This is a genomic window from Comamonas faecalis (assembly GCF_039538025.1).
Taxonomy (GTDB): Bacteria; Pseudomonadota; Gammaproteobacteria; order Burkholderiales; family Burkholderiaceae_C; genus Comamonas_C; species Comamonas_C faecalis.
In genome coordinates, this window is record NZ_BAABBP010000017.1 from 53,895 (window position 1) to 72,241 (window position 18,347).

An 18,347-nucleotide genomic window follows, 5' to 3' on the forward strand; every position below is an offset into this window, starting at 1 on the left:
GACTTTTGCAAATCAGGCAGCGCTGGCGCTGACCAGCGCATTGAGCTCGCGCTGCACCACGGCCGGTATTGGCGTGACCCTGCGCTCGCGCGGGTCGATGAAGACGATGCCGGTCTTGCCGCGTGCGATCTCCCGCCCCTGGCGCACCTCGGTCATGCAGTACACCAGGTCGAAGCCGTAGCGGTTGAAATCGGCCGGCTGCATCTGCACGCGCAGCGTCTCGCCGTAGAAGGCCTCGGACTTGTACTGCGCCACCATGTCGCCGACGACGATGGCCGCGCCGCCGACGTCGCCCTCGCGAAAGCCCAGCGAGCGGAAAAAGCGCACGCGCGCCTCGGACACCAGGCTCAGCAGTTGGGCGTTGTCCAGGTGCCCGCCCTGGTTGACGTGGCTGATGTAGACCTGCACCTCGGTGCTGAAGGCAAATCGCTCGGGAAGGTCGAAAAGAATGCGCGCCATGGCGTGAGCGTCCGGAACAAAAGGGACAAGGATAGGCTGCCGCGCCGGCCGTCCTCGCTGGGACGGGGCGTGATAGTGACGTTTTGTAACATTATAGGTGTTTTCTCGGACCACCCATCGGCCCTGCGCAGGACTAGGAGCGTGTTTACGCTCTAAAGCTGCCGGCGCAGCTGGGTTGGCGCGATCTTCAGCGCCTCGCGGTATTTGGCGACGGTGCGCCGCGCGCACTCGATGCCCTGCTCCTTGAGCAGGTCGGCAATTTTTGCGTCCGACAGCGGCTTGGCCGGGTCTTCCTCGGCGATGAGCTGGCGGATCAGCGCGCGCACCGCGGTGCTCGACGCGCTGCCGCCGCTGTCGGTGCCCAGGCCCGAGCCGAAGAAATACTTGAGCTCGTAGGTGCCTTGGGGCGTCGCCATGTATTTGCCGCCGGTCACGCGCGAGATGGTCGACTCGTGCAGCCCCAGCTCGTCGGCGATCTCGCGCAGCACCAGCGGGCGCATGGCCAGCTCGCCGTGTTCGAAGAAATTCTGCTGGCGCTGCACGATGGCCTGCGACACGCGCAGGATGGTGTCGAAGCGCTGCTGGATGTTCTTGATGAACCAGCGCGCCTCCTGCAGGCGTGACTGCAGCGCCTGCAGGCCTTCGCTGCCGCGGTGCGAGCGCAGCGCCTGGGCATAGGCCTCGTGCACGTGCAGGCGTGGCATGACGGCGGCGTTGAGCTGCGCGGCAAAGCCGCTGCCACGCCGGCGCACGATCACGTCGGGCGTGATGGCGTGGCGGCTCACGTCGGCAAAGCGCCGCCCGGGACGCGGCTCCAGGCGGGCGATCAGCGCCATGGCCTCGCGCAGCGCGCCCTCGTCCGCCTCGCAGGCCTGGCCCAGGCGACGCAGGTCGCGCCGCGCCAGCCAGTCCAGCGGCTGGCGGCAGATGGCCTGGGCCAGCATCAGCGGCCGCGCCTCCTCGTCGTCCTGCGCGCCGGCCAGCAGCGCCCGCAGCTGCAGCTGCAGGCATTCGGCCAGGTCGCGCGCGCCCACGCCGGCAGGCTCCATGGCCTGCAGCAGGCGCAGCGCGACGGTGAAGCAGTGCTCCAGCGCTTCGTGGTTCACGGCCGCGTCGTCGCCGGCCAGCGCGGCGGCCAGCGCCTGGGGATCGTCGTCCAGGTAGCCGTCGTCGTTGAGCGAGCCGATCAGGAACTCCAGCGCCGCACGCGTCGCGGGCTCCAGGTGCAGCGACAGCGCCTGCTGCTGCAGATGCTCGGCCAGCGACTCGTGCGCGCCCACCTGCAGCAGCGCGTCCTCGTCGTCGCCACCGCCGGCGGTGCTGGTCTGGCCGCGCGCGGGCAGCTCGGTGCCGCCTTCGCTGTCGCCGTCGTCGGGCGGCGTCTCGCCCTCCCAGTCGGCGGGCAGCTCCAGGCTGGAGCTATCGGGCGTGCCGCCGTCGGGTGCGTCGCCCTCGGCCGCCGGGCTGCCGTCGTGCGCCGCGTCTTCGCGTGATGCGGCCGCAGGCTCCGGCGCTCCGCCGTCCTCGTGCTCGTCGTCCTGCTCCAGCAGCGGGTTGTCCAGCAGCATCTGCGCCACTTCGCTTTGCAGCTCCAGCGTCGACAGCTGCAGCAGGCGGATCGATTGCTGCAGCTGGGGCGTCAGCGCCAGGTGCTGCGAGACGCGCAGGGACAGCCCGGGCTTCATCACATGCGGAAGTGCTCGCCCAGGTAGACCCGGCGCACTTCGGGGTTGTCGACGATGTCCGACGGCGTGCCCTGCGCCAGCACCTGGCCGTCGCTGATGATGCAGGCGTGGTCGCAGATGCCCAGCGTCTCGCGCACGTTGTGGTCGGTGATCAGGACGCCGATGCCGCGCTCCTTGAGGTAGCCGATGATGCGCTGGATCTCGATCACCGCGATCGGGTCGATGCCGGCGAACGGCTCGTCGAGCAGGATGAAGCGCGGCTGCGTGGCCAGCGCCCGCGCGATCTCCACACGCCGGCGCTCGCCGCCCGACAGCGCCAGTGCCGGCGTGTCGCGCAGGTGCTCCACGCGCAGCTCCTGCAAGAGCCGGGTCAGGCGCTCTTCGATCTCGGTGCGCGCAAGCGCGCGGCCATCGCCGTCTTTTTGCAGCTCCAGCACCGCACGCACGTTGTCCTCGACGTTGAGCTTGCGAAAGATCGACGCCTCCTGTGGCAGGTAGGACAGGCCCAGGCGTGAGCGCCGGTGGATCGGCATGTCGGTCACGTCCTGGCCATCGATGGCGATGCGTCCGCCGTCGGCGCGCACCAGGCCGACGATCATGTAGAACGACGTGGTCTTGCCTGCGCCATTGGGCCCGAGCAGGCCGACGACCTCGCCCTTTTGCACAGTCAATGACACGTCCTTGACGACCTTGCGGCTGCCATAGCTTTTCTGCAGGTGCTGCGCCTGCAGCTGGCTGGGCGCGCCCACCACCGCATCCACGACCGGCGCCGTCACTGCGCGCCCGCCTTGTTGGCGGCCGGCGCCTGGGGCGCGGCGGCAGGCGGTGCGTCGCTGTCCTTGGGCGTGAGCACCGCGCGCACGCGCGTGTCGGTGCCTGCGCCGGCCTTGGCGCCGTCGACGGTGAAGACGTCGGTCAGGTTGTGATAGACGATGACAGCGCCGTGGATCTCGTCGGCCAGCGTGGTGGCGCGGTAGCGGCGCAGCTCGGCCTGGCGCGTGAGCGTGACGTCGTCGGCGCGCGCGTCGTAGGCGATGACCTCGGCCTCGCCCTCGACGAACTCCGGCGGCTGGTTCGCAGCGGTGTCGCGCTTCTGGCGAAAGAACGCGCGCTTGCCCGTGTCGGCGGTCATCGTGCCGTGCTGGTAGCCGTCATCGTCCTGGCGCACCTCCAGGCGCGCGCCGCGCAGCACGATGGTGCCCTTGGTCACGACGACGTTGCCGGTGAACACGCTGACCTGCTTGAGGTCGTCGTGGCGCAGCGCATCGGCCTCGATGTGCATGGGCTTGTTGCGGTCGGCCTTCTCGGCATGCGCCAGCGGCGCGCAGGCCAGCACGAGCGCGGCCAGCAAGGGGGTCAGGATGGTTTTCATAGGCGGCACGAATCTTGCTGGCATTGTAGCGATCCGCGACCCTGAATTCGGCGGCTGGATATGCCCGTCAATACCGTGACGGGAGCGCCAGGCAGAACCCGAGACCGCGGCGCGCCATTCATAAAACGAGCAGCGCCGCAGGCCGCCTGTGCGGGCGGCGCTGCGGCGCGCGGGTGCAGGGAGTGGGCGGGCGGCCGCTCAGGCACCGCGCTTGCGTTCGCGTTCGACCAGCTGGTTGGTGACCTGCACCATGCGCTCGAAGCCGCCGGCCATCGAGCCGTCGGTGTAGTAGCGCCCGGCGACGCCGATGGCCGGCGTGCCCTCGACCTGGTATTCGTCCTGCAGCTGCATCGAGCGCTTGACCTGGCTGGCGGTGCTGAACGAGTTGTAGATCGACTCGAACTTGGCGCGATCCAGCCCCTGCTCCGCCACCCAGGGAAACAGCACGTCGGGCTTGTTCAGCGCCTTGCGCTCGTCCTGCACCGCCTTGAAGACCTTGGCGTTCATCGCGTCGGCCTGGCCCAGTGTCTCCAGCGTGATGAAGATGCGCTGCAGCGGCTCGAAGCTCTTGTTGAAGCCCACGTGCACCATGCGCACGCTGACGTCCTTGGCGACGGTTTTCTTCCAGGCCTCGAAGATGGGGGCGAAGTTCTTGCAATGCACGCAGCCGTAGGAGAAGAACTCGATCACCTCGATCTGACCGGCCGGCGCGCTCACCGTGGCGCGCTGCTTGAGCTCCAGATAACCCTGCCCCGACTGGGCCTGGACGGGCAGGCTCCACAGCGCGGGCAGGCTGGCGGCGGCTGCGGCAAGGGCGAATTCACGACGTTTCATGTGGGTTGCTCCCGAAATGGCAATGGAGAAATAGAGGCGTGGGCGCGCAGGTGGTTCCCGCAGGCGGGCGCAGATCTATCGCTGAACGCGCACCAGCGCGGCGTCCACGCCGGCGCCGTCGAGCTTTTCCTTGACCGCCGCGGCCTCGCCGCGCTGGCTGTACGGCCCGACGCGCACGCGGAACACGGGGCGCCCGGACTGCTCGCGCTCGGTCACGCTGGCCTGCAGGCCCAGCATGGCCAGGCGCGCGCGCTGGGCGTCGGCGTCCTGCTGGGTGCGAAACGCGCCGGCCTGCACGAAGTAGGCGAACGGGTCGTTGGCTGGCGCAGCAGCCGTTGGCGCCACGGCGGCCGTGGCCGTGCCGGCGGAAGCCGCCTCGGAGCGCGCGCGCGCCAGGTCGCCCAACGGATCGTCGGACGGCGCCGACGCAGCACCCGTAGCGGCGGACGGTGCGTCGCCCGGTGCCGCCGGGCGGCTGGGCGCCGGGTTCTTGCCGTAAAGCGGCGCGTTGGGATCCCAGTTGCGGTTGCGCTGCGCCTCGCTGCTGTCCTGGCTGCGCAGGCTGTCCTTGTTGATGAAGGGCACCGGCACCTTGGTGACGTAGACGGCGACGGCCAGCGCGCCGCCCAGGCCGACGAGCACGCCCAGGATGAATCCCAGAAAGGTGCCGCCGCGTTGTTGCTTGTCCATCATGGTGGTGTTCACATGGTTGAGGGTGCGTCCACGCCCAGCAGCGCCAGGCCGCTGGCCAGTACCTGCGCGGTGGCGGCGACCAGCGCCAGCCGGGCGAGCTTGACCGGCTCATCATCGACCAGGATGCGCTCGGCGTCGTAGTAACTGTGGTAACAGGCGGCCAGATCGCGCAGGTAGAAGGTCACGTCGTGCGGCGCGTTGCCGTGGGCCGCCGCCGTCAGCATGTCGGGGTATTTGGCCAGCAGCAGCATCAGCGCCTGGGCCGGCGCGCTGGTGAGCGGCGACAGGTCGACCTGCTCCAGCGCGCCCACGTCGTAGTCGGCGCGCCAGCCGCGCAGCACCGAGCAGATGCGGGCATGCGCGTACTGCACGTAGTACACCGGGTTGTCGTTGTTCTGCGCTACGGCCAGGTCGATGTCGAAGGTGTATTCGGTGTCGGGCTTGCGGCTGAGCAGGAAGAAGCGCACCGCGTCCTTGCTGGTCCACTCGATCAGGTCGCGCAGCGTCACGTAGCTGCCGGCGCGCTTGCTGATCTTGACCTCCTCGCCGCCCTTGACCACGCGCACCATGGTGTGCAGCACGTAGTCGGGGTAGCCCTGGGGAATGCCGACGCCCGCCGCCTGCAGGCCGGCGCGCACGCGGGCGATGGTGCCGTGGTGGTCGGTGCCCTGGATATTGACCACCTTGGTGAAGCCGCGGCGCCACTTCTGGATGTGGTAGGCCACGTCGGGCACGAAGTAGGTGTAGCCACCATCCTTCTTGCGCATCACGCGGTCCTTGTCGTCGCCGTAATCGGTGGTGCGCAGCCACAGCGCGCCGTCCTGCTCGTAGGTGTGGCCGCTGTCGATCAGGCGCTGCACCGTCTCCTCGACGTAGCCATTGCCGTACAGGCTCGATTCGAGGTAGTACTCGTCGAATTTCAGGTTGAAGGCCTGCAAGTCCTTGTCCTGCTCGTTGCGCAGGTAAGCGACGGCGAACTGACGAATGTTGTCCGCGTCCTGCACGTCGCCATTGGCGGTGAACGCGCGGTCGTCGGCGGTCACCGTAGCCTTGGCGACAAAGGCGTCGGCGATGTCCTGGATGTAGTCGCCGTTGTAGGCGGCCTCGGGCCAGCTGGCGTCGCCGGGCTTGACGCCCTGGGCGCGCAGCTGGGTGCTGCGCGTCAGCGTCTCGATCTGCGCGCCCGCGTCGTTGTAATAAAACTCGCGGTGCACGCTCCAGCCCTGGCTGGCGTAGAGGTTGCAGATCGCGTCGCCCAGCGCCGCCTGGCGCCCGTGGCCGACGTGCAGCGGTCCGGTGGGGTTGGCCGAGACGAATTCCACCAGGATCTTCTCGCCCCGATCGGCCTGCCAGCCAAAGCGCGCGCGCTGCGCCAGCACCTGGCGCACCACCTGCTGCTTGGCAGCGGGTTTGAGGCGGATGTTCAGAAAGCCCGGGCCGGCGATCTCGATCGCGTCGACCCATTGCCCGAACGCGGGCGTGGCCAGCAGCGCGGTTTGCAATTGTTCACCCAGCGCGCGCGGGTTTTGCTTGAGCGGCTTGGCCAGCTGCATGGCGGCGGTGCAGGCCAGGTCGCCGTGCGCGGCAACCTTGGGGTTCTCGAAGGCGGCGCGCGCTCCGGCGCCGGGCGACAGGCGTTCGAGCTCGCCGGCGAGCGCCGCCAGCAGTTGTTGTTTCACGGAAAGCATGGGGGCGGATTCTACGGGTCAGCCCTTAACCCCGGCACCTGGCGGCAGCGATATGCTGGCGGCGCCGCGCTCGCACAGGGAGGACGCGGCACCTCACTCAACTTTTTGATTGCAGGAGCCATGCCATGAAGAAGATGTTTGCCCTGCTGGCTGCCGCCAGCCTCGCCTGGACCTTCAGCGTCCAGGCCGCCGAAGGAGACGCCACCGCCAAGAAGCCACTGACGCCGCAGCAGCAGCGCATGAAGACCTGCAACGCCGACGCCAAGACGCAGGCGCTCAAGGGCGACGAGCGCAAGGCCTTCATGAAGCAGTGCCTGAGCGGCAAGACGGCCGCGCCCGCCGCTGCGCAGGAAAGCACCCAGCAGACCCGCATGAAGACTTGCAACGCCGAAGCCAAGACCAAACAGCTGGCCGGCGACGAGCGCAAGGCCTTCATGAAGAGCTGCCTGTCCGACAAGCCCGCCGCCTGAGCGCCACGCTCCCCATGCCAACCCGCCGCCGCACGCCGGCCGCGGGTTGTTTTTGTGCTCAGCGCGTTCCCACGCCCCGCGCGAGACACACGGCCAGCAGCACGACGATGATCATCAGGTGCGCGGCCCACATCTCCAGGCGGCGCGCGGCGCGCAGCTCGCCCTCCTGCGGCAGGCCGGCGCCCGCGTCCAGCGCAGCACGCCAGCGCCGGTAGTGGCGCCCGGCGGCCAGCGCCAGTGCCAGCATCATGACCAGCAGCGTCACCTTGGCGTGCAGCAACGGCTGGCTCCAGTACCAGGCCGTGCCCTTGACGCCCCACCAGGTGCGCGCCAGGCCCGTCGCCAGCACGATGACGCCCGAGACCAGCGTCAGCAGGTTCAACCGCACCAGGCGGTGGACGATGGCCGGGCTGATCCACTCCTTGCGGCACAGCGCGGTCTCGCTGGTCATGAAGGTGGCCAGCATCAGAAAGGCCATGATGTGGGCAAAGGCAAGCAGGGCTTCGGTGATCACGATGTCGTGTCCTTGGGGTTGTAGGGAGCGATGGCGTTCATCGCGCTGCGCGCCCAGAAGGCGGCCTGCGCGTAATGGTGACGCAGAAATTCCATCCACAGGCGCACGCGCAGCGGCAGGTGCTTGCGCTGCGGAAACACCAGATAGATGCCATTGGGCGGCGCGGCGTAGGCTTCGAGCAGTGGTACCAGGTGGCCGGCAGCAATCTCGCTCTCGACCTCCCAGGTGCTGCGCCAGGCGATGCCCCAGCCGCCCAGGCACCAGTCGTGCAGCACCTGGCCGTCGGAGCAGTCCAGCGGGCCGCCGGGCTTGACGTAGACCACCTCGACCCCGTCGCCGCCGTCGCTGCGCGGCTGGCAGAACGCCCAGCCGCGCGTTTGCGAGGCTTCGCTGGACAGCGTCAGGCAGTCGTGCTGCGTCAGCTCGCCCGGATGGCGTGGCGTGCCGCGGCGCGCCAGGTAGCGCGGCGACGCCACGCACAGGCGGCGGTTGTCGGCCATGCGCACGCTGACCAGCGACGAGTCGGGCAGGTCGCCCACGCGCACCGCGCAGTCATAGCCCTCGCCGGCCACGTCGACCACCCGATCCGACAGGTTGAGCGACACGGTCACGTCCGGATGCAGCTCGCGAAACAGCGGCACCAGCGGCGCCACGTGGCGCCGGCCAAAACCAGCCGGCGCGGTCACGCGCAAATGGCCGGTGGCCTTGATGCCGCCGGCCGACACGCTGGCCTCGGCATTTGCCACGTCGGCCAGCAGGCGCTGGCAGTCCTCCAGAAAGGCGCTGCCCTCGTGCGTCAGCGTGATGCGCCGCGTGGTGCGCACCAGCAGGCGCACGCCCAGGTGCTCTTCGAGCGCATCGAGCCGCCGCCCCATGATGGCGGGCGCCACGCCCTCGACGCGCGCAGCCGCCGTCAGGCTGCCACGCGTGGCAACCGAGACAAAGGATTCAAAGGCCTTGAGCTTGTCCATGACGGCAAATAAATGCAGATGCGGGCCGGGGCTTGGGTGCCGCCATGTGCCGTGAGTCAGCACAAACCCGGAGGCGAGTGTCTTTCATCTTTGCAAAAAAGTCATTGGTTTAGGGATATTGGCCTTGTTTATTGATGGAAATATTTGCAATAGAGTAATAAGAAACGTTTTCACGATCCAGGGCGCAAAGTCGCCATGGCTTTGTTTTTATGTTTCAGGAGAAAACATGACCGCACGCACTTCCATCCATGGCCTGCAGGTGGACAACCAGCTGTACAGCTTCATCAACGAGCAGGTGCTGCCCGGCACGGGCGTGGGCCCGACGGCCTTCTGGCAAGGCTTTGACGCGCTGGTCGCCGACCTGGCGCCCAAGAACGCCGCGCTGCTGGCCGAGCGCGACCGCCTGCAGGCCGAGCTCGACACCTGGCACAAGGCCCATCCCGGCCCGATCACCGACATGGCCGGCTACCGCCAGTTCCTGGAGACCATCGGCTACCTGGTGCCCGTGCCCCAGGGTGCCAAGACGACGACGGCCAACGTCGATGCCGAACTCGCCATCCAGGCCGGCCCGCAGCTGGTCGTGCCCATCCTCAACGCCCGCTATGCGCTCAATGCCGCCAACGCGCGCTGGGGTTCGCTGTACGACGCGCTGTACGGCACCGACGTGATCGACGAAGCCGATGGCGCCGAGAAGGGCAAGGGCTACAACCCGGTGCGCGGCGCCAAGGTGATTGCCTTTGCGCGCAACTTCCTCGACCAGGCCGCGCCGCTGGCCGCCGGCTCGCATGCCGACGCCGCCGCCTACCGCGTCGAGGGCGGCCAGCTGGCCGTCACACTGAAGGACGGCTCGACCACCGGCCTGAAGGACGCGGGCAAGTTCGTCGGCCACCAGGGCGAAGCGGCCGCGCCCAGCAGCGTGCTGCTGGCCAACAACGGCCTGCACATCGACATTCAGATCAACCGCGCAACGCCGATTGGCAAGACCGACGACGCCGGTGTGGCCGACGTGGTCGTCGAGGCCGCACTGTCCACCATCCTCGACCTGGAAGATTCGGTCGCCGCCGTCGATGCCGAGGACAAGGTGCTGGGCTACCGCAACTGGCTGGGCATTCTGCGCGGCACGCTGACCGAGACCTTCGACAAGGGCGGCCAGCCGATGACGCGCGGCCTCAACCCCGACCGCGTCTACACCGGCGCGAACGGCCAGCCGGTCACGCTGCACGGGCGCTCGCTGCTGTTCGTGCGCAACGTCGGGCACCTGATGACCAACCCGGCCATCCTCTGGGGCGCCGAGAACAAGGAAATCCCCGAGGGCATCCTCGACGCCGTCGTCACCACCGCCATCGCCATCCACGACCTCAAGAGCCTGGGCACCAAGGGCATCCGCAACTCGCGCACCGGCAGCGTCTACATCGTCAAGCCCAAGATGCACGGCCCGGCCGAGGTGGGCTTTGCCAACGAGCTCTTTGCCCGCGTCGAGCAGTTGCTGGGCCTGGCCGAGAACACCGTCAAGCTCGGCATCATGGACGAGGAGCGCCGCACCTCGGTCAACCTGCAGGCCTGCATTGCCGCTGCGCCTGCGCGCGTGGCCTTCATCAACACCGGCTTTCTGGATCGCACCGGCGACGAGATGCACACCGCCATGCACGCCGGCCCGATGATCCGCAAGGGCGACATGAAGACCAGCGCCTGGATCCAGGCGTATGAGAAGAACAACGTGCTCGTCGGCCTGGCCTGCGGCCTGCGCGGCAAGGCGCAGATCGGCAAGGGCATGTGGGCCATGCCCGACCTGATGAAGGCCATGCTGGAGCAGAAGATCGCCCACCCCAAGGCCGGCGCCAACACCGCCTGGGTGCCCAGCCCCACGGGCGCGACGCTGCACGCGCTGCACTACCACCAGGTCAACGTCGCCCAGATCCAGCAGGAGATGGAGAAAACCGACGCCGCCGCCGAGCGCGACAACCTGCTGACCGGCCTGCTGACGGTGCCCGTCTCGGCCAACCCGAACTGGGGCGACGTGGAAATCCAGCAGGAACTGGACAACAACATCCAGGGCATCCTGGGCTATGTGGTGCGCTGGGTCGACCAGGGCGTGGGGTGCTCCAAGGTGCCCGACATCAACGACATCGGCCTGATGGAAGACCGCGCCACGCTGCGCATCTCCAGCCAGCACGTGGCCAACTGGCTGCTGCACGGCATCGTCAGCGAAGGGCGCGTGCGCGCAACGTTTGAGCGCATGGCTGCCAAGGTGGACCAGCAAAACGGCGGCGACCCGCTGTACCAGCGCATGCACGGTAACTTTGAAACGTCCATGGCCTACCAGGCCGCCTGCGACCTGGTCTTCCAGGGACTGACCCAGCCCAGCGGCTACACCGAGCCACTGCTGCACGCCTGGCGCCTGAAGGTCAAGGCCGCAGCCAAGGCCAGGTAAGCACCAGCGCCCGACGGGCGCGTGGTCTCTGGCAACGGCGCCCTCGGGTGCCGTTGTCGTTTCGCTGGGCACAGCCGCCGCACGACCGGGCGCGAATTGCCGCGAAAATGACTGAGCAACGAGACGATCGCCCCTGGGATTCAGTGAGTTCTCTTGGACGACAAAAAAGCCCCAGGTCGTTGATGTCTGGGGCTTTTTGGATTCAACACCTGCTGTAAGCAGATCCGGCAATTCTGGTGGCTGGGACTCCCTTCCATGATCATTGGAGACCCGCATGGATACTTGGTTTTCTCTTTTTCACGTTCAATAGTTGCCCCCAAAGTTGCCCCCACACTCTTGGTTTCAAGCCACCACGATAGCCGATCAGGCATTTCACCGGCTCGCGCTTTGACCGGTCACAAACCCTCCAAAGCCTACAAACCCACCAAACCCACCAGACAACGCAAGTTCGGCCTGGTGGTCGGCTGACCCGGGCGGGGCCGGTGGCGGCTTGAGCTGATTCGGCATTTCACCGGCTCGCGCTTTGACCGGCCACAAACCCTCCAAAGCCTACAAACCCACCACCTCGGCCATGGCTGGAGATACCATGTAGTCATGACCACCTTCATCGTCGTCACCGTGGCCGTGCTGAGTGCTCTCGCGTTGTTGGGCGGTGTCATCCTGTTCATCTATTTGTGCGCCATGGCGGCCGGCCGTGCCGTGGGCTGGGTGCTGGGTGCTGGGTGCTGGGCGTGAAGGATGAACCGCAAGAGGCGCTTTCCGCACAGGAACTCGATGAGATAGACCGCCTCATCCGCGGCACGCGCAAGGCGGCCGGTCTGCCGCCACTGCACTGACGGGCGGCGCGCCCATCCCACCACCACTATCGCGAGCGCTTTTCCGCGCCCGCTGCGCGTTCGTGCCTGTGGCGTGCGGGCGTCATTGAAACGGCTTTCGGCGCTGCATGCTGTGTATACGTTATCCACAACTTAGGTTTCTTGGCTTTTGGCTGTCCACGCAACACCATGGAGACATGTTCCAAACGACCCGTTCGCCAGCCATGAATACCGCCAATTCAGCTCCCGCCGTGGAGCGCAGTTACCGCGAGCGCCTGCTCCGCATCAATGACGTGTGCTATCTGACCGGCCTGGGTCGCAGCACGGTGTACGCCAAGGTGAAAGGCGGCGTATTCCCGCACCCCGTGCAACTGCTCGGCGCCTGCGTGGCTTGGCGTGAATCGGAGGTGGATGCCTGGATCGCCGCGCGACCCCTGGCCACCGCCCCAGCGCCTCTCAAGGCCACTCGCAAAGGGGCAGCAAAGACAGTCGCCAAATGGGTCGCGTGAGTAAAACCATGCTGTACCGCTGCCCTCATTGCCGGGAGCCTGCCATAGCCCGCCGCGCGCGTAACGTGACGCCTCTTCTATTTGAGGTGCGCTACCAATGTCCAGATCCAGAATGCGGCCACGGCTTTGAAGTACAGGCCGAGGTGCTTCATGCCATCAGGCCATCGGCTCGGCCCGACCCTGCCATTTGCATTCCGCCAAGCCCTCACGTACGGCGCACTGTGGTGGAGGATGCTGCGTGAAGATTGCCTATCGGCCGGCCGCAGGCATCTACGTGCACTGTCCGCATTGCAAGGCCCCCTACGGTCATTCGCTGCAGCTCGGAGACAACGCCCCTGCTGCGCAAGGTCTATTACGACTGCACCGATGCCGCCTGCGGGTACAGATTCCTGGTTCATGCAGCGGCCACGCGCACCTTATCCCCTTCGGCCAAGCCAGACCCCGCCATCTACTTGCCCATCGCCGAGGCCACACGCAATGCCATCGCGCAGCATCCGTCTATGTCTGAGGATGAAAGCGGGCCGGCAGTGCGGTTGCTGGACACACCCGCCAGGGCGCCAGAGGATCGTCATGCATGGTTGCGTTGAATCCCGCCGTGGCTTGGGGCTAGTCCTTTTTCTTTTGCGCACGGGCGCGCGCGCTGCGCTGTACTTCGTCCGCAAGCGTTGGCAGTTCCCGCGCCATTCTTTCAACCGCATCCATCCGCGCATTCAGGATTGCGAGCGCATCTTCTGTGACCACACGCCTTTCAAGTGCAAGCATCCGGTGATGCAGTTCGCCCGTGGGGTCTTTGGCGAGGGTTTCAGGGTCAACGACGGCGAACGAGGCCGCAAGCCGTGCCACGATTTCAGCATTCATCGTCCGCTGGTTGCGCTTGGCAGCAGCCGCAATCATGTCTCGCATCCCGTCCGGGAAGCGCACCACGTACTTATCAGCGGTTTCCGACGGGTAGGAGGCGCGGTCTTTAGTCATAACCCATTTTAATGGCAACTAGCCATAGAAATAATCAATGGCTAGTCGCCATCATTTGCATGCAAAGATCATGGCTAGTAGCCATAATGCAAAACATGGCAAGTCGCCACAAAGGAGCTTATGACAACCGTTGCACCCGAAGCCCCGGAACAAGCCGGGCAAGAGAAGGCCGACAAGTACATCTTGCGGTTTGAGAACCCTGGCCATCGCGCCCGCCTGAAGGCCCAAGCGGCAATCGAAAAACGCACCCTCAACAAGCAAATTTTGATACTGATCGAGGCGGGCGAGAGAGCATTGCAACAGCCGCGACAACCAGCGCAGCAAACCAGCGCCCAAGCCCCAGCGGCGCAATCAGCGGAGTAAATCCATGAATACGACCATCAACAACGCTGCCCGCGAGGCAGCGCCGGCGCAGCCTTGCCCAAAAATGACGGACGCCCGCGCCGCCGCGCTTGAAGCCCTCGATGAGGCTGAACGCCTGCACGCCACATTACGCGCTGGCGAGTGCATTGCCGACCTGGTAGCGAACGCCAGCGGCTTTTTTTCGTTGTCGGGCTTTGCCGACCTGTTGGACGTTTACGCCCAGGCCGTGGATCTGCGTGTGTCCGCACTGGCTGCGCAGCTGGGGGCCATAGACGCCGCCACGACACGACAACCGCTGGTCGACAGCGCCCGCACTATGGTGGCAGATGCGAACGACCTGTTGTATTCGCTGCGCCGCGATCAAGGCGCGTTGAACGCCTTTGCCGGCCTGGCCGCGTATGCGGCAGATGCGTGCGGCGAGCAGCTGGGCGACGCTTTGGGCGTGATGACGCAATCGGCAACCCGGAACCTTGACGCGCTGGCCGTGTTGCTTGGCTCCCTGCACGCCGCCGCCCGCGCCCAGGCCGAGCGCGCAGCCGCAGGAGTCGCAGCATGAACGCCAGCATCACCCATACCGGCGCAGACCTGGCCGGTGCCGCCGATGCTCTGCGACAGCTTGACCGGGCGCGCGAAGAATGCGCCCGTGCAATGACTGTTGCGCAGGCAGTCGCAGCGCTTGCGCGCCCCGCGCGCGGCGCTGGCAAAACGGCTGGGCCGCACACGATGGGCCATGACCGAGAAATTGAAGCACGCGCGCGGCCTTGCGCGGGCTGACGCCAGCAGGAGAGGGCGACAAATGACCATGAACACCACCCACCCGCGCCACGCCTACGAGGCCAACCGCGCGCGCATTGCTGCGCTGTGGGGGCAGGCGCGTCCCATACAGCCCGGCGACGCCGCAGACCTTTATTTGCGCGGTCAAGGCGTCGCGCCGCCGGCGGGCCAGGCGGCGCCATGGCCCGAGGCGCTGCGCTTTCATCCGGCGCTCGATTATTGGGACGCGCCGCCAGGCGCTCCCGCCGAGCTTTGCGGCAAGCATCCCGCGTTGCTGGCGGCGCTGTCCATCAATGCGCCTGCGCGCGGCGCTCCGCTGGCAGTGCACACCGTGGCATTGCAACGCATCTACCTTGATTCCTGCGGCGCGCTTGCGCCCGTGTGGGCGCCTATCAAGCTGACGGGCAAGGATGGCCCATCGCGTTGCGCGGCCTTGCGCCTTGCGCCCGTTGCAGGGCGGGGCGCATCGCTGGGGGTTGCCGTGGGCCTGGTGCCAGCGCTGCGCATGGGCAGCGCCTGCCGCATGCCGGTTTGGGCCGTGCTCAACGCCGCCGCCCTGGCGCATGTGCATTGGCCGCGTGGCGTTGACAGCCTGTATGTATTCCTTGACGCCGACGACCCAAACCAAGCCGCGCCAGGCGCCGAGCTGGCGCGCAAGGCCAAAGCCTGTGGCGTGCAGGTTTTTACGCTTTTCACCTGCGGCCACACAGACCAGGCCGCGCCGACCATTTCAAGATTTCATTAAAGCAACAAGGCCAACCGACATGCAAACACACAAGGCCAGCGCTACAAACACGGGCGCGGCAAAGCCACCAGCAGCGCCCGGCGCATTGCAATTCACGGTTTTCACATCCACCGTGCCCGACCGGCTCACCAAGGTGCTGTCACTCGCGGCCGATGGCTCCATGGCCAAGGAAAGCGCGGCCAACATGATGCGTGGCACGGCCCAGCGGGCGACCGTGCAGGGCCTGCAAGCGCTGGCCGATGTGCTGGAACGCTTGACCGCGGCGCAGGCAGTGAGCTGGGGCGTGTGCGACCGCGCGCAAGCCGCCATCGTGCCGGAGCGCGACGTGCAGGGCCTGCCCGATGCCATATCACGCACGCGGCGGCACTTTGCCTACCCCGCAGGCCCTGGCGTGCTGATGCTGGATCATGATGGAACGCCCGAGGGTGATCTGAATGCGGATGCATTTCGGCAGCGGTTGATCGACGCCTGCCCTGTGCTGGCCGATGCGCCCATGTTATGGCGCCCGAGCTGTTCGGCCGGCGTGCGTGCGCCTGATGGGCGCGAGCTGTCGGCACTCACGCGCCACCGTCTCTACATTCCGGTGCGCGATGCGTCCTGCATTCCCGAGGCCGGACGTGCTCTGATGCAACTGCTGTGGGCCGCTGGGCTAGGCTGGTTTGAGGTGGGCCGTGCAGGCCAGGCGCTGGAGCGCACCATCATCGACGGCAGCGTGTGGCAACCCGAACGCCTGGACTTTTGTGCGCCGCCCGTGCTGCTGCATGGCCTGCAACGCCCGCAGGCTGCGCCGCGCATCTTTGGCGATCCACTTGCGCTGTTTGACCTGGCGTTGATTCCGCGCGATGCGGACACGCACAAGCAGGCCCAAGCACTCAAGAAAACCCAACGTGCGAACCTGGCGGGGCAATGCGCCGCGCAGCGCGAGCGCTGGGCACAGCAGCAGGCGCCAGCCTTGGCCAAGCGCCGCGGCATTCCACTGGAAAAGGCCCGCGACGTGCTGCAACGTGCCAGCGCGCAGCGCGTGTTGATGGGGGACTTTGTGCTGACGTCCGAACTGGGCAAGCCCGTGGCGGTGGGCGACATTCTGGACCGCCCCGACCGTTGGCATAACGCACAGTTTGCCGATCCGTTGGATCCTGACAGCGATACCCGCGTGGCCGTGGTCAACCTCAAGAGCGGGCGGCGTCCCTACCTCTACACGCATCGCCACGGCGGCATGCGCTTTGAGCTGCTGCGCCAGAGTGCGCGCATCCAAGTGGGGCGCGGCATGCGCGTGGCCACCACCGATGCGGTGCTGTCGGTGCTGCAAGAGCGCGGAGAGCTGTTTGACTATGGCGAGGGCGCCGTGGCCTACGTGAGCGACGGCAAGGCCCGCACCGTGACGCCGGACTGGCTGACCGACCACATGGGCCGCGTGTGCGAGTTTTTTTCGGTGCGCAGCCGTCGCAAGGTGGACGGTGACGACACCACAGAGGAATGCCCCGAGGATGCTCCTTTGAGCGTGGCGCGCGCCATCCTGGCCAAGCATGGGGAGCGTGGATTCAAGAAGCTGGTGGCCGTGGTGACCGCCCCCACGCTGCGCATGGACGGCACCATTCTTGACCGGCCGGGGCACGACGAACAATCGGGCCTGCTGTACTACAGCGAACACCCCAGCCCGCCGCGCGTGCCGCAGTCGCCCAGCGTGCAGGATGCGTTGCAGGCACTGCGCTTTCTGTGGAAGCCGCTGGCGCAATTTCCGCTGGTGGATGCCGTGGCCCACGGCGTGGTGCTGCATGGGCTGCTGTCCGCCGCGCTTCGTGCCAGCCTGCCCACGGCGCCGGGCGTTGGCTTTGATGCACCGGCCGCGGGCAGCGGCAAGACTCTGTTGGCGCGGTGCATCGGCATCTTAGCCACAGGCTCCGAGCCTTCCATATTGCCGCCCGCCGATACCGATGAGGAAACCCGCAAGCGGCTCTTTGCCGTGCTGCGCGAAGGCCAGCGCGTGGTGCTTTGGGACAACGTGCGCGAGCCGCTGGGTTCCGCTTCACTCGATGCCTTTCTGACCGCGTCCACCTTCGCTGATCGCGTGCTGGGCAGCAGCGAAACCGTGACGTTGCCCAACCGTGCGCTGTTCATCGCCACGGGCAACAACCTGCGCATGACAAGCGACACCTGCCGCCGCGTCCTGACGGCCCGCATCGACGCGCAAAGCGAGACGCCCTACGCACGTGATTTCAGCTTTGACCCTGCGCAGATGGTGCAGGCCGATCGCCTGGCCTACGTGGTGGCAGCACTGACCATCGTGCGCGCCTATATCGCGGCAGGCCGGCCCAAGATGGCCAGCGGCCGAACGGCCAGCTTTGAGCAATGGGACGATCTGGTGCGCCAGCCCATTTGCTGGCTGGCGCAACAGGTAACCATGGCGCAAGACGCCAGCTTGCCCGAGCTGGCCGACCCCATGGAGGCCGCCAGACGAGCCTTTGAGCAAGACCCCGAGACCACCAAGCTGCGCGCCATGCTGGAGGCATGGCATGCGACGGCAGGTGACCGGCAAACCACCGTGGGCGAGATGATCCGCCGGGGTGACACAGATGCGCATGTGGCTATGGCCATGGACGACATCGCGGGGCAGTCCGGCAAGATCAATTCGCGCATGTTTGGGCGGTGGATTGAACGCATGCAAGGCCGCATCGTGGACGGCAAGCGCTTTGTCCGCATCGGTCACCGCGCGGGCTTGCTGCATTGGGCGGTGTACGCCACGCGCGCCACCAGCCCTGCGGCCGATAGGCCAACGATGCCCGCCGATGTGGCACAGAACGTGGCTACGTTTTGAATGCACCGCCTCACTGCCCCCGCATTGCTGGCCTACCTGCGGCGCCAGGCGTTGCACCTGGCCGCCGCGCCTGACGGTGCCTTGCATGTGTGGCCCGCGTCGGCACTCGATGGAGGGTGTGCAGAATTTTGTGTAAACGGACAATCCACCGCCGGCGTAAGCCGGCCTGTCCGTAAGCACAATGAACACCAAGAAACACGACGTACCCGAAGAACTGCTGTCTGGCCTGCTGGCCAA

21 protein-coding genes are annotated in these 18,347 nt (G+C 66.8%); 11 read left to right on the forward strand and 10 right to left on the reverse strand.

Features of this window, described 5'->3' with window-relative positions; genetic code table 11:
- Positions 1-12: 12 nt before the first annotated feature.
- From ABD767_RS10685 to argS, 7 genes are all read right to left on the reverse strand, one after another.
- A complete protein-coding gene (locus tag ABD767_RS10685) occupies positions 13-459 on the reverse strand; it encodes an acyl-CoA thioesterase (RefSeq protein ID WP_344869645.1) in 447 nt (148 codons plus the stop codon).
- A gap of 152 nt (positions 460-611) precedes the next feature.
- Positions 612-2,144 carry an RNA polymerase factor sigma-54 gene (locus tag ABD767_RS10690; protein ID WP_344869646.1) on the reverse strand — a complete coding sequence of 511 codons (1,533 nt, stop codon included), beginning with the start codon at positions 2,142-2,144 and terminating at the stop codon, positions 612-614.
- The gene (gene lptB, locus ABD767_RS10695; RefSeq protein WP_103044557.1) at positions 2,144-2,920 is read right to left on the reverse strand and encodes an LPS export ABC transporter ATP-binding protein; all 777 of its coding nucleotides are present in this window, start codon (positions 2,918-2,920) and stop codon (positions 2,144-2,146) included. Before lptB ends, ABD767_RS10690 begins: the two co-directional genes overlap by 1 nt.
- A complete protein-coding gene (gene lptA, locus ABD767_RS10700) occupies positions 2,917-3,516 on the reverse strand; it encodes a lipopolysaccharide transport periplasmic protein LptA (protein ID WP_344869647.1) in 600 nt (199 codons plus the stop codon). Before lptA ends, lptB begins: the two co-directional genes overlap by 4 nt.
- A gap of 198 nt (positions 3,517-3,714) precedes the next feature.
- Positions 3,715-4,350 (reverse strand): thiol:disulfide interchange protein DsbA/DsbL, encoded by a 636-nt coding sequence (locus ABD767_RS10705; RefSeq protein ID WP_344869648.1) that lies wholly within the window; start codon positions 4,348-4,350, stop codon positions 3,715-3,717.
- A 75-nt stretch (positions 4,351-4,425) separates the two neighbouring features.
- Positions 4,426-5,040 carry an SPOR domain-containing protein gene (locus ABD767_RS10710; RefSeq protein WP_344869649.1) on the reverse strand — a complete coding sequence of 205 codons (615 nt, stop codon included), beginning with the start codon at positions 5,038-5,040 and terminating at the stop codon, positions 4,426-4,428.
- An 11-nt stretch (positions 5,041-5,051) separates the two neighbouring features.
- On the reverse strand, positions 5,052-6,731 hold the full coding sequence (gene argS, locus ABD767_RS10715; protein ID WP_103044560.1) for an arginine--tRNA ligase: 1,680 nt from the start codon (positions 6,729-6,731) through the stop codon (positions 5,052-5,054).
- Positions 6,732-6,856: 125 nt separating this feature from the next.
- Here argS and ABD767_RS10720 point away from each other — a divergent pair, with 125 nt between their 5' ends.
- Positions 6,857-7,201 carry a PsiF family protein gene (locus tag ABD767_RS10720; protein WP_103044561.1) on the forward strand — a complete coding sequence of 115 codons (345 nt, stop codon included), beginning with the start codon at positions 6,857-6,859 and terminating at the stop codon, positions 7,199-7,201.
- A 58-nt stretch (positions 7,202-7,259) separates the two neighbouring features.
- On the opposite strand, the gene ABD767_RS10725 is transcribed toward ABD767_RS10720, so the two are convergent.
- On the reverse strand, positions 7,260-7,715 hold the full coding sequence (locus ABD767_RS10725) for a DUF2214 family protein (protein ID WP_103044562.1): 456 nt from the start codon (positions 7,713-7,715) through the stop codon (positions 7,260-7,262).
- A complete protein-coding gene (locus ABD767_RS10730; protein ID WP_344869651.1) occupies positions 7,712-8,686 on the reverse strand; it encodes a LysR family transcriptional regulator in 975 nt (324 codons plus the stop codon). The genes ABD767_RS10725 and ABD767_RS10730 overlap by 4 nt, the downstream gene beginning before the upstream one ends.
- Positions 8,687-8,912: 226 nt before the next feature.
- Between ABD767_RS10730 and ABD767_RS10735 the strand changes: the two genes are divergently transcribed.
- The 5 genes from ABD767_RS10735 to ABD767_RS17285 all read left to right on the forward strand — a co-directional run bounded on the left by ABD767_RS10735 (position 8,913) and on the right by ABD767_RS17285 (position 13,028).
- Entirely contained in the window at positions 8,913-11,117 is a 2,205-nt protein-coding gene (locus tag ABD767_RS10735) for a malate synthase G (protein WP_103044564.1), read from the forward strand.
- A gap of 594 nt (positions 11,118-11,711) precedes the next feature.
- A complete protein-coding gene (locus ABD767_RS10740; protein WP_344869652.1) occupies positions 11,712-11,852 on the forward strand; it encodes a hypothetical protein in 141 nt (46 codons plus the stop codon).
- Positions 11,853-12,129: 277 nt separating this feature from the next.
- Entirely contained in the window at positions 12,130-12,441 is a 312-nt protein-coding gene (locus ABD767_RS10745) for a helix-turn-helix transcriptional regulator (RefSeq protein WP_344869653.1), read from the forward strand.
- A gap of 8 nt (positions 12,442-12,449) precedes the next feature.
- The gene (locus ABD767_RS17280) at positions 12,450-12,683 is read left to right on the forward strand and encodes an ogr/Delta-like zinc finger family protein (RefSeq protein ID WP_425549915.1); all 234 of its coding nucleotides are present in this window, start codon (positions 12,450-12,452) and stop codon (positions 12,681-12,683) included.
- Positions 12,684-12,686: 3 nt separating this feature from the next.
- Entirely contained in the window at positions 12,687-13,028 is a 342-nt protein-coding gene (locus ABD767_RS17285) for an ogr/Delta-like zinc finger family protein (protein ID WP_425549914.1), read from the forward strand.
- Between the two features lie 19 nt (positions 13,029-13,047).
- Here the strand turns inward: ABD767_RS17285 and ABD767_RS10750 are convergent, their stop codons facing one another.
- On the reverse strand, positions 13,048-13,413 hold the full coding sequence (locus tag ABD767_RS10750; RefSeq protein ID WP_344869654.1) for an Arc family DNA-binding protein: 366 nt from the start codon (positions 13,411-13,413) through the stop codon (positions 13,048-13,050).
- 120 nt (positions 13,414-13,533) lie between these two features.
- Between ABD767_RS10750 and ABD767_RS10755 the strand changes: the two genes are divergently transcribed.
- Genes ABD767_RS10755 through ABD767_RS10775 form a run of 5 tightly spaced genes read left to right on the forward strand, consistent with a single transcriptional unit; the run spans position 13,534 to position 18,110 of the window.
- Positions 13,534-13,776 carry a hypothetical protein gene (locus ABD767_RS10755; RefSeq protein WP_344869655.1) on the forward strand — a complete coding sequence of 81 codons (243 nt, stop codon included), beginning with the start codon at positions 13,534-13,536 and terminating at the stop codon, positions 13,774-13,776.
- A 4-nt stretch (positions 13,777-13,780) separates the two neighbouring features.
- Entirely contained in the window at positions 13,781-14,332 is a 552-nt protein-coding gene (locus tag ABD767_RS10760) for a hypothetical protein (RefSeq protein WP_344869656.1), read from the forward strand.
- Positions 14,329-14,550: a hypothetical protein gene (locus ABD767_RS10765; protein WP_344869657.1), complete on the forward strand. Its 222-nt coding sequence runs from the start codon at positions 14,329-14,331 to the stop codon at positions 14,548-14,550. The genes ABD767_RS10760 and ABD767_RS10765 overlap by 4 nt, the downstream gene beginning before the upstream one ends.
- A 22-nt stretch (positions 14,551-14,572) precedes the next feature.
- Entirely contained in the window at positions 14,573-15,295 is a 723-nt protein-coding gene (locus ABD767_RS10770) for a DUF7146 domain-containing protein (RefSeq protein ID WP_344869658.1), read from the forward strand.
- A 19-nt stretch (positions 15,296-15,314) separates the two neighbouring features.
- On the forward strand, positions 15,315-18,110 hold the full coding sequence (locus ABD767_RS10775) for a hypothetical protein (protein WP_344869659.1): 2,796 nt from the start codon (positions 15,315-15,317) through the stop codon (positions 18,108-18,110).
- Positions 18,111-18,347: the final 237 nt, after the last annotated feature.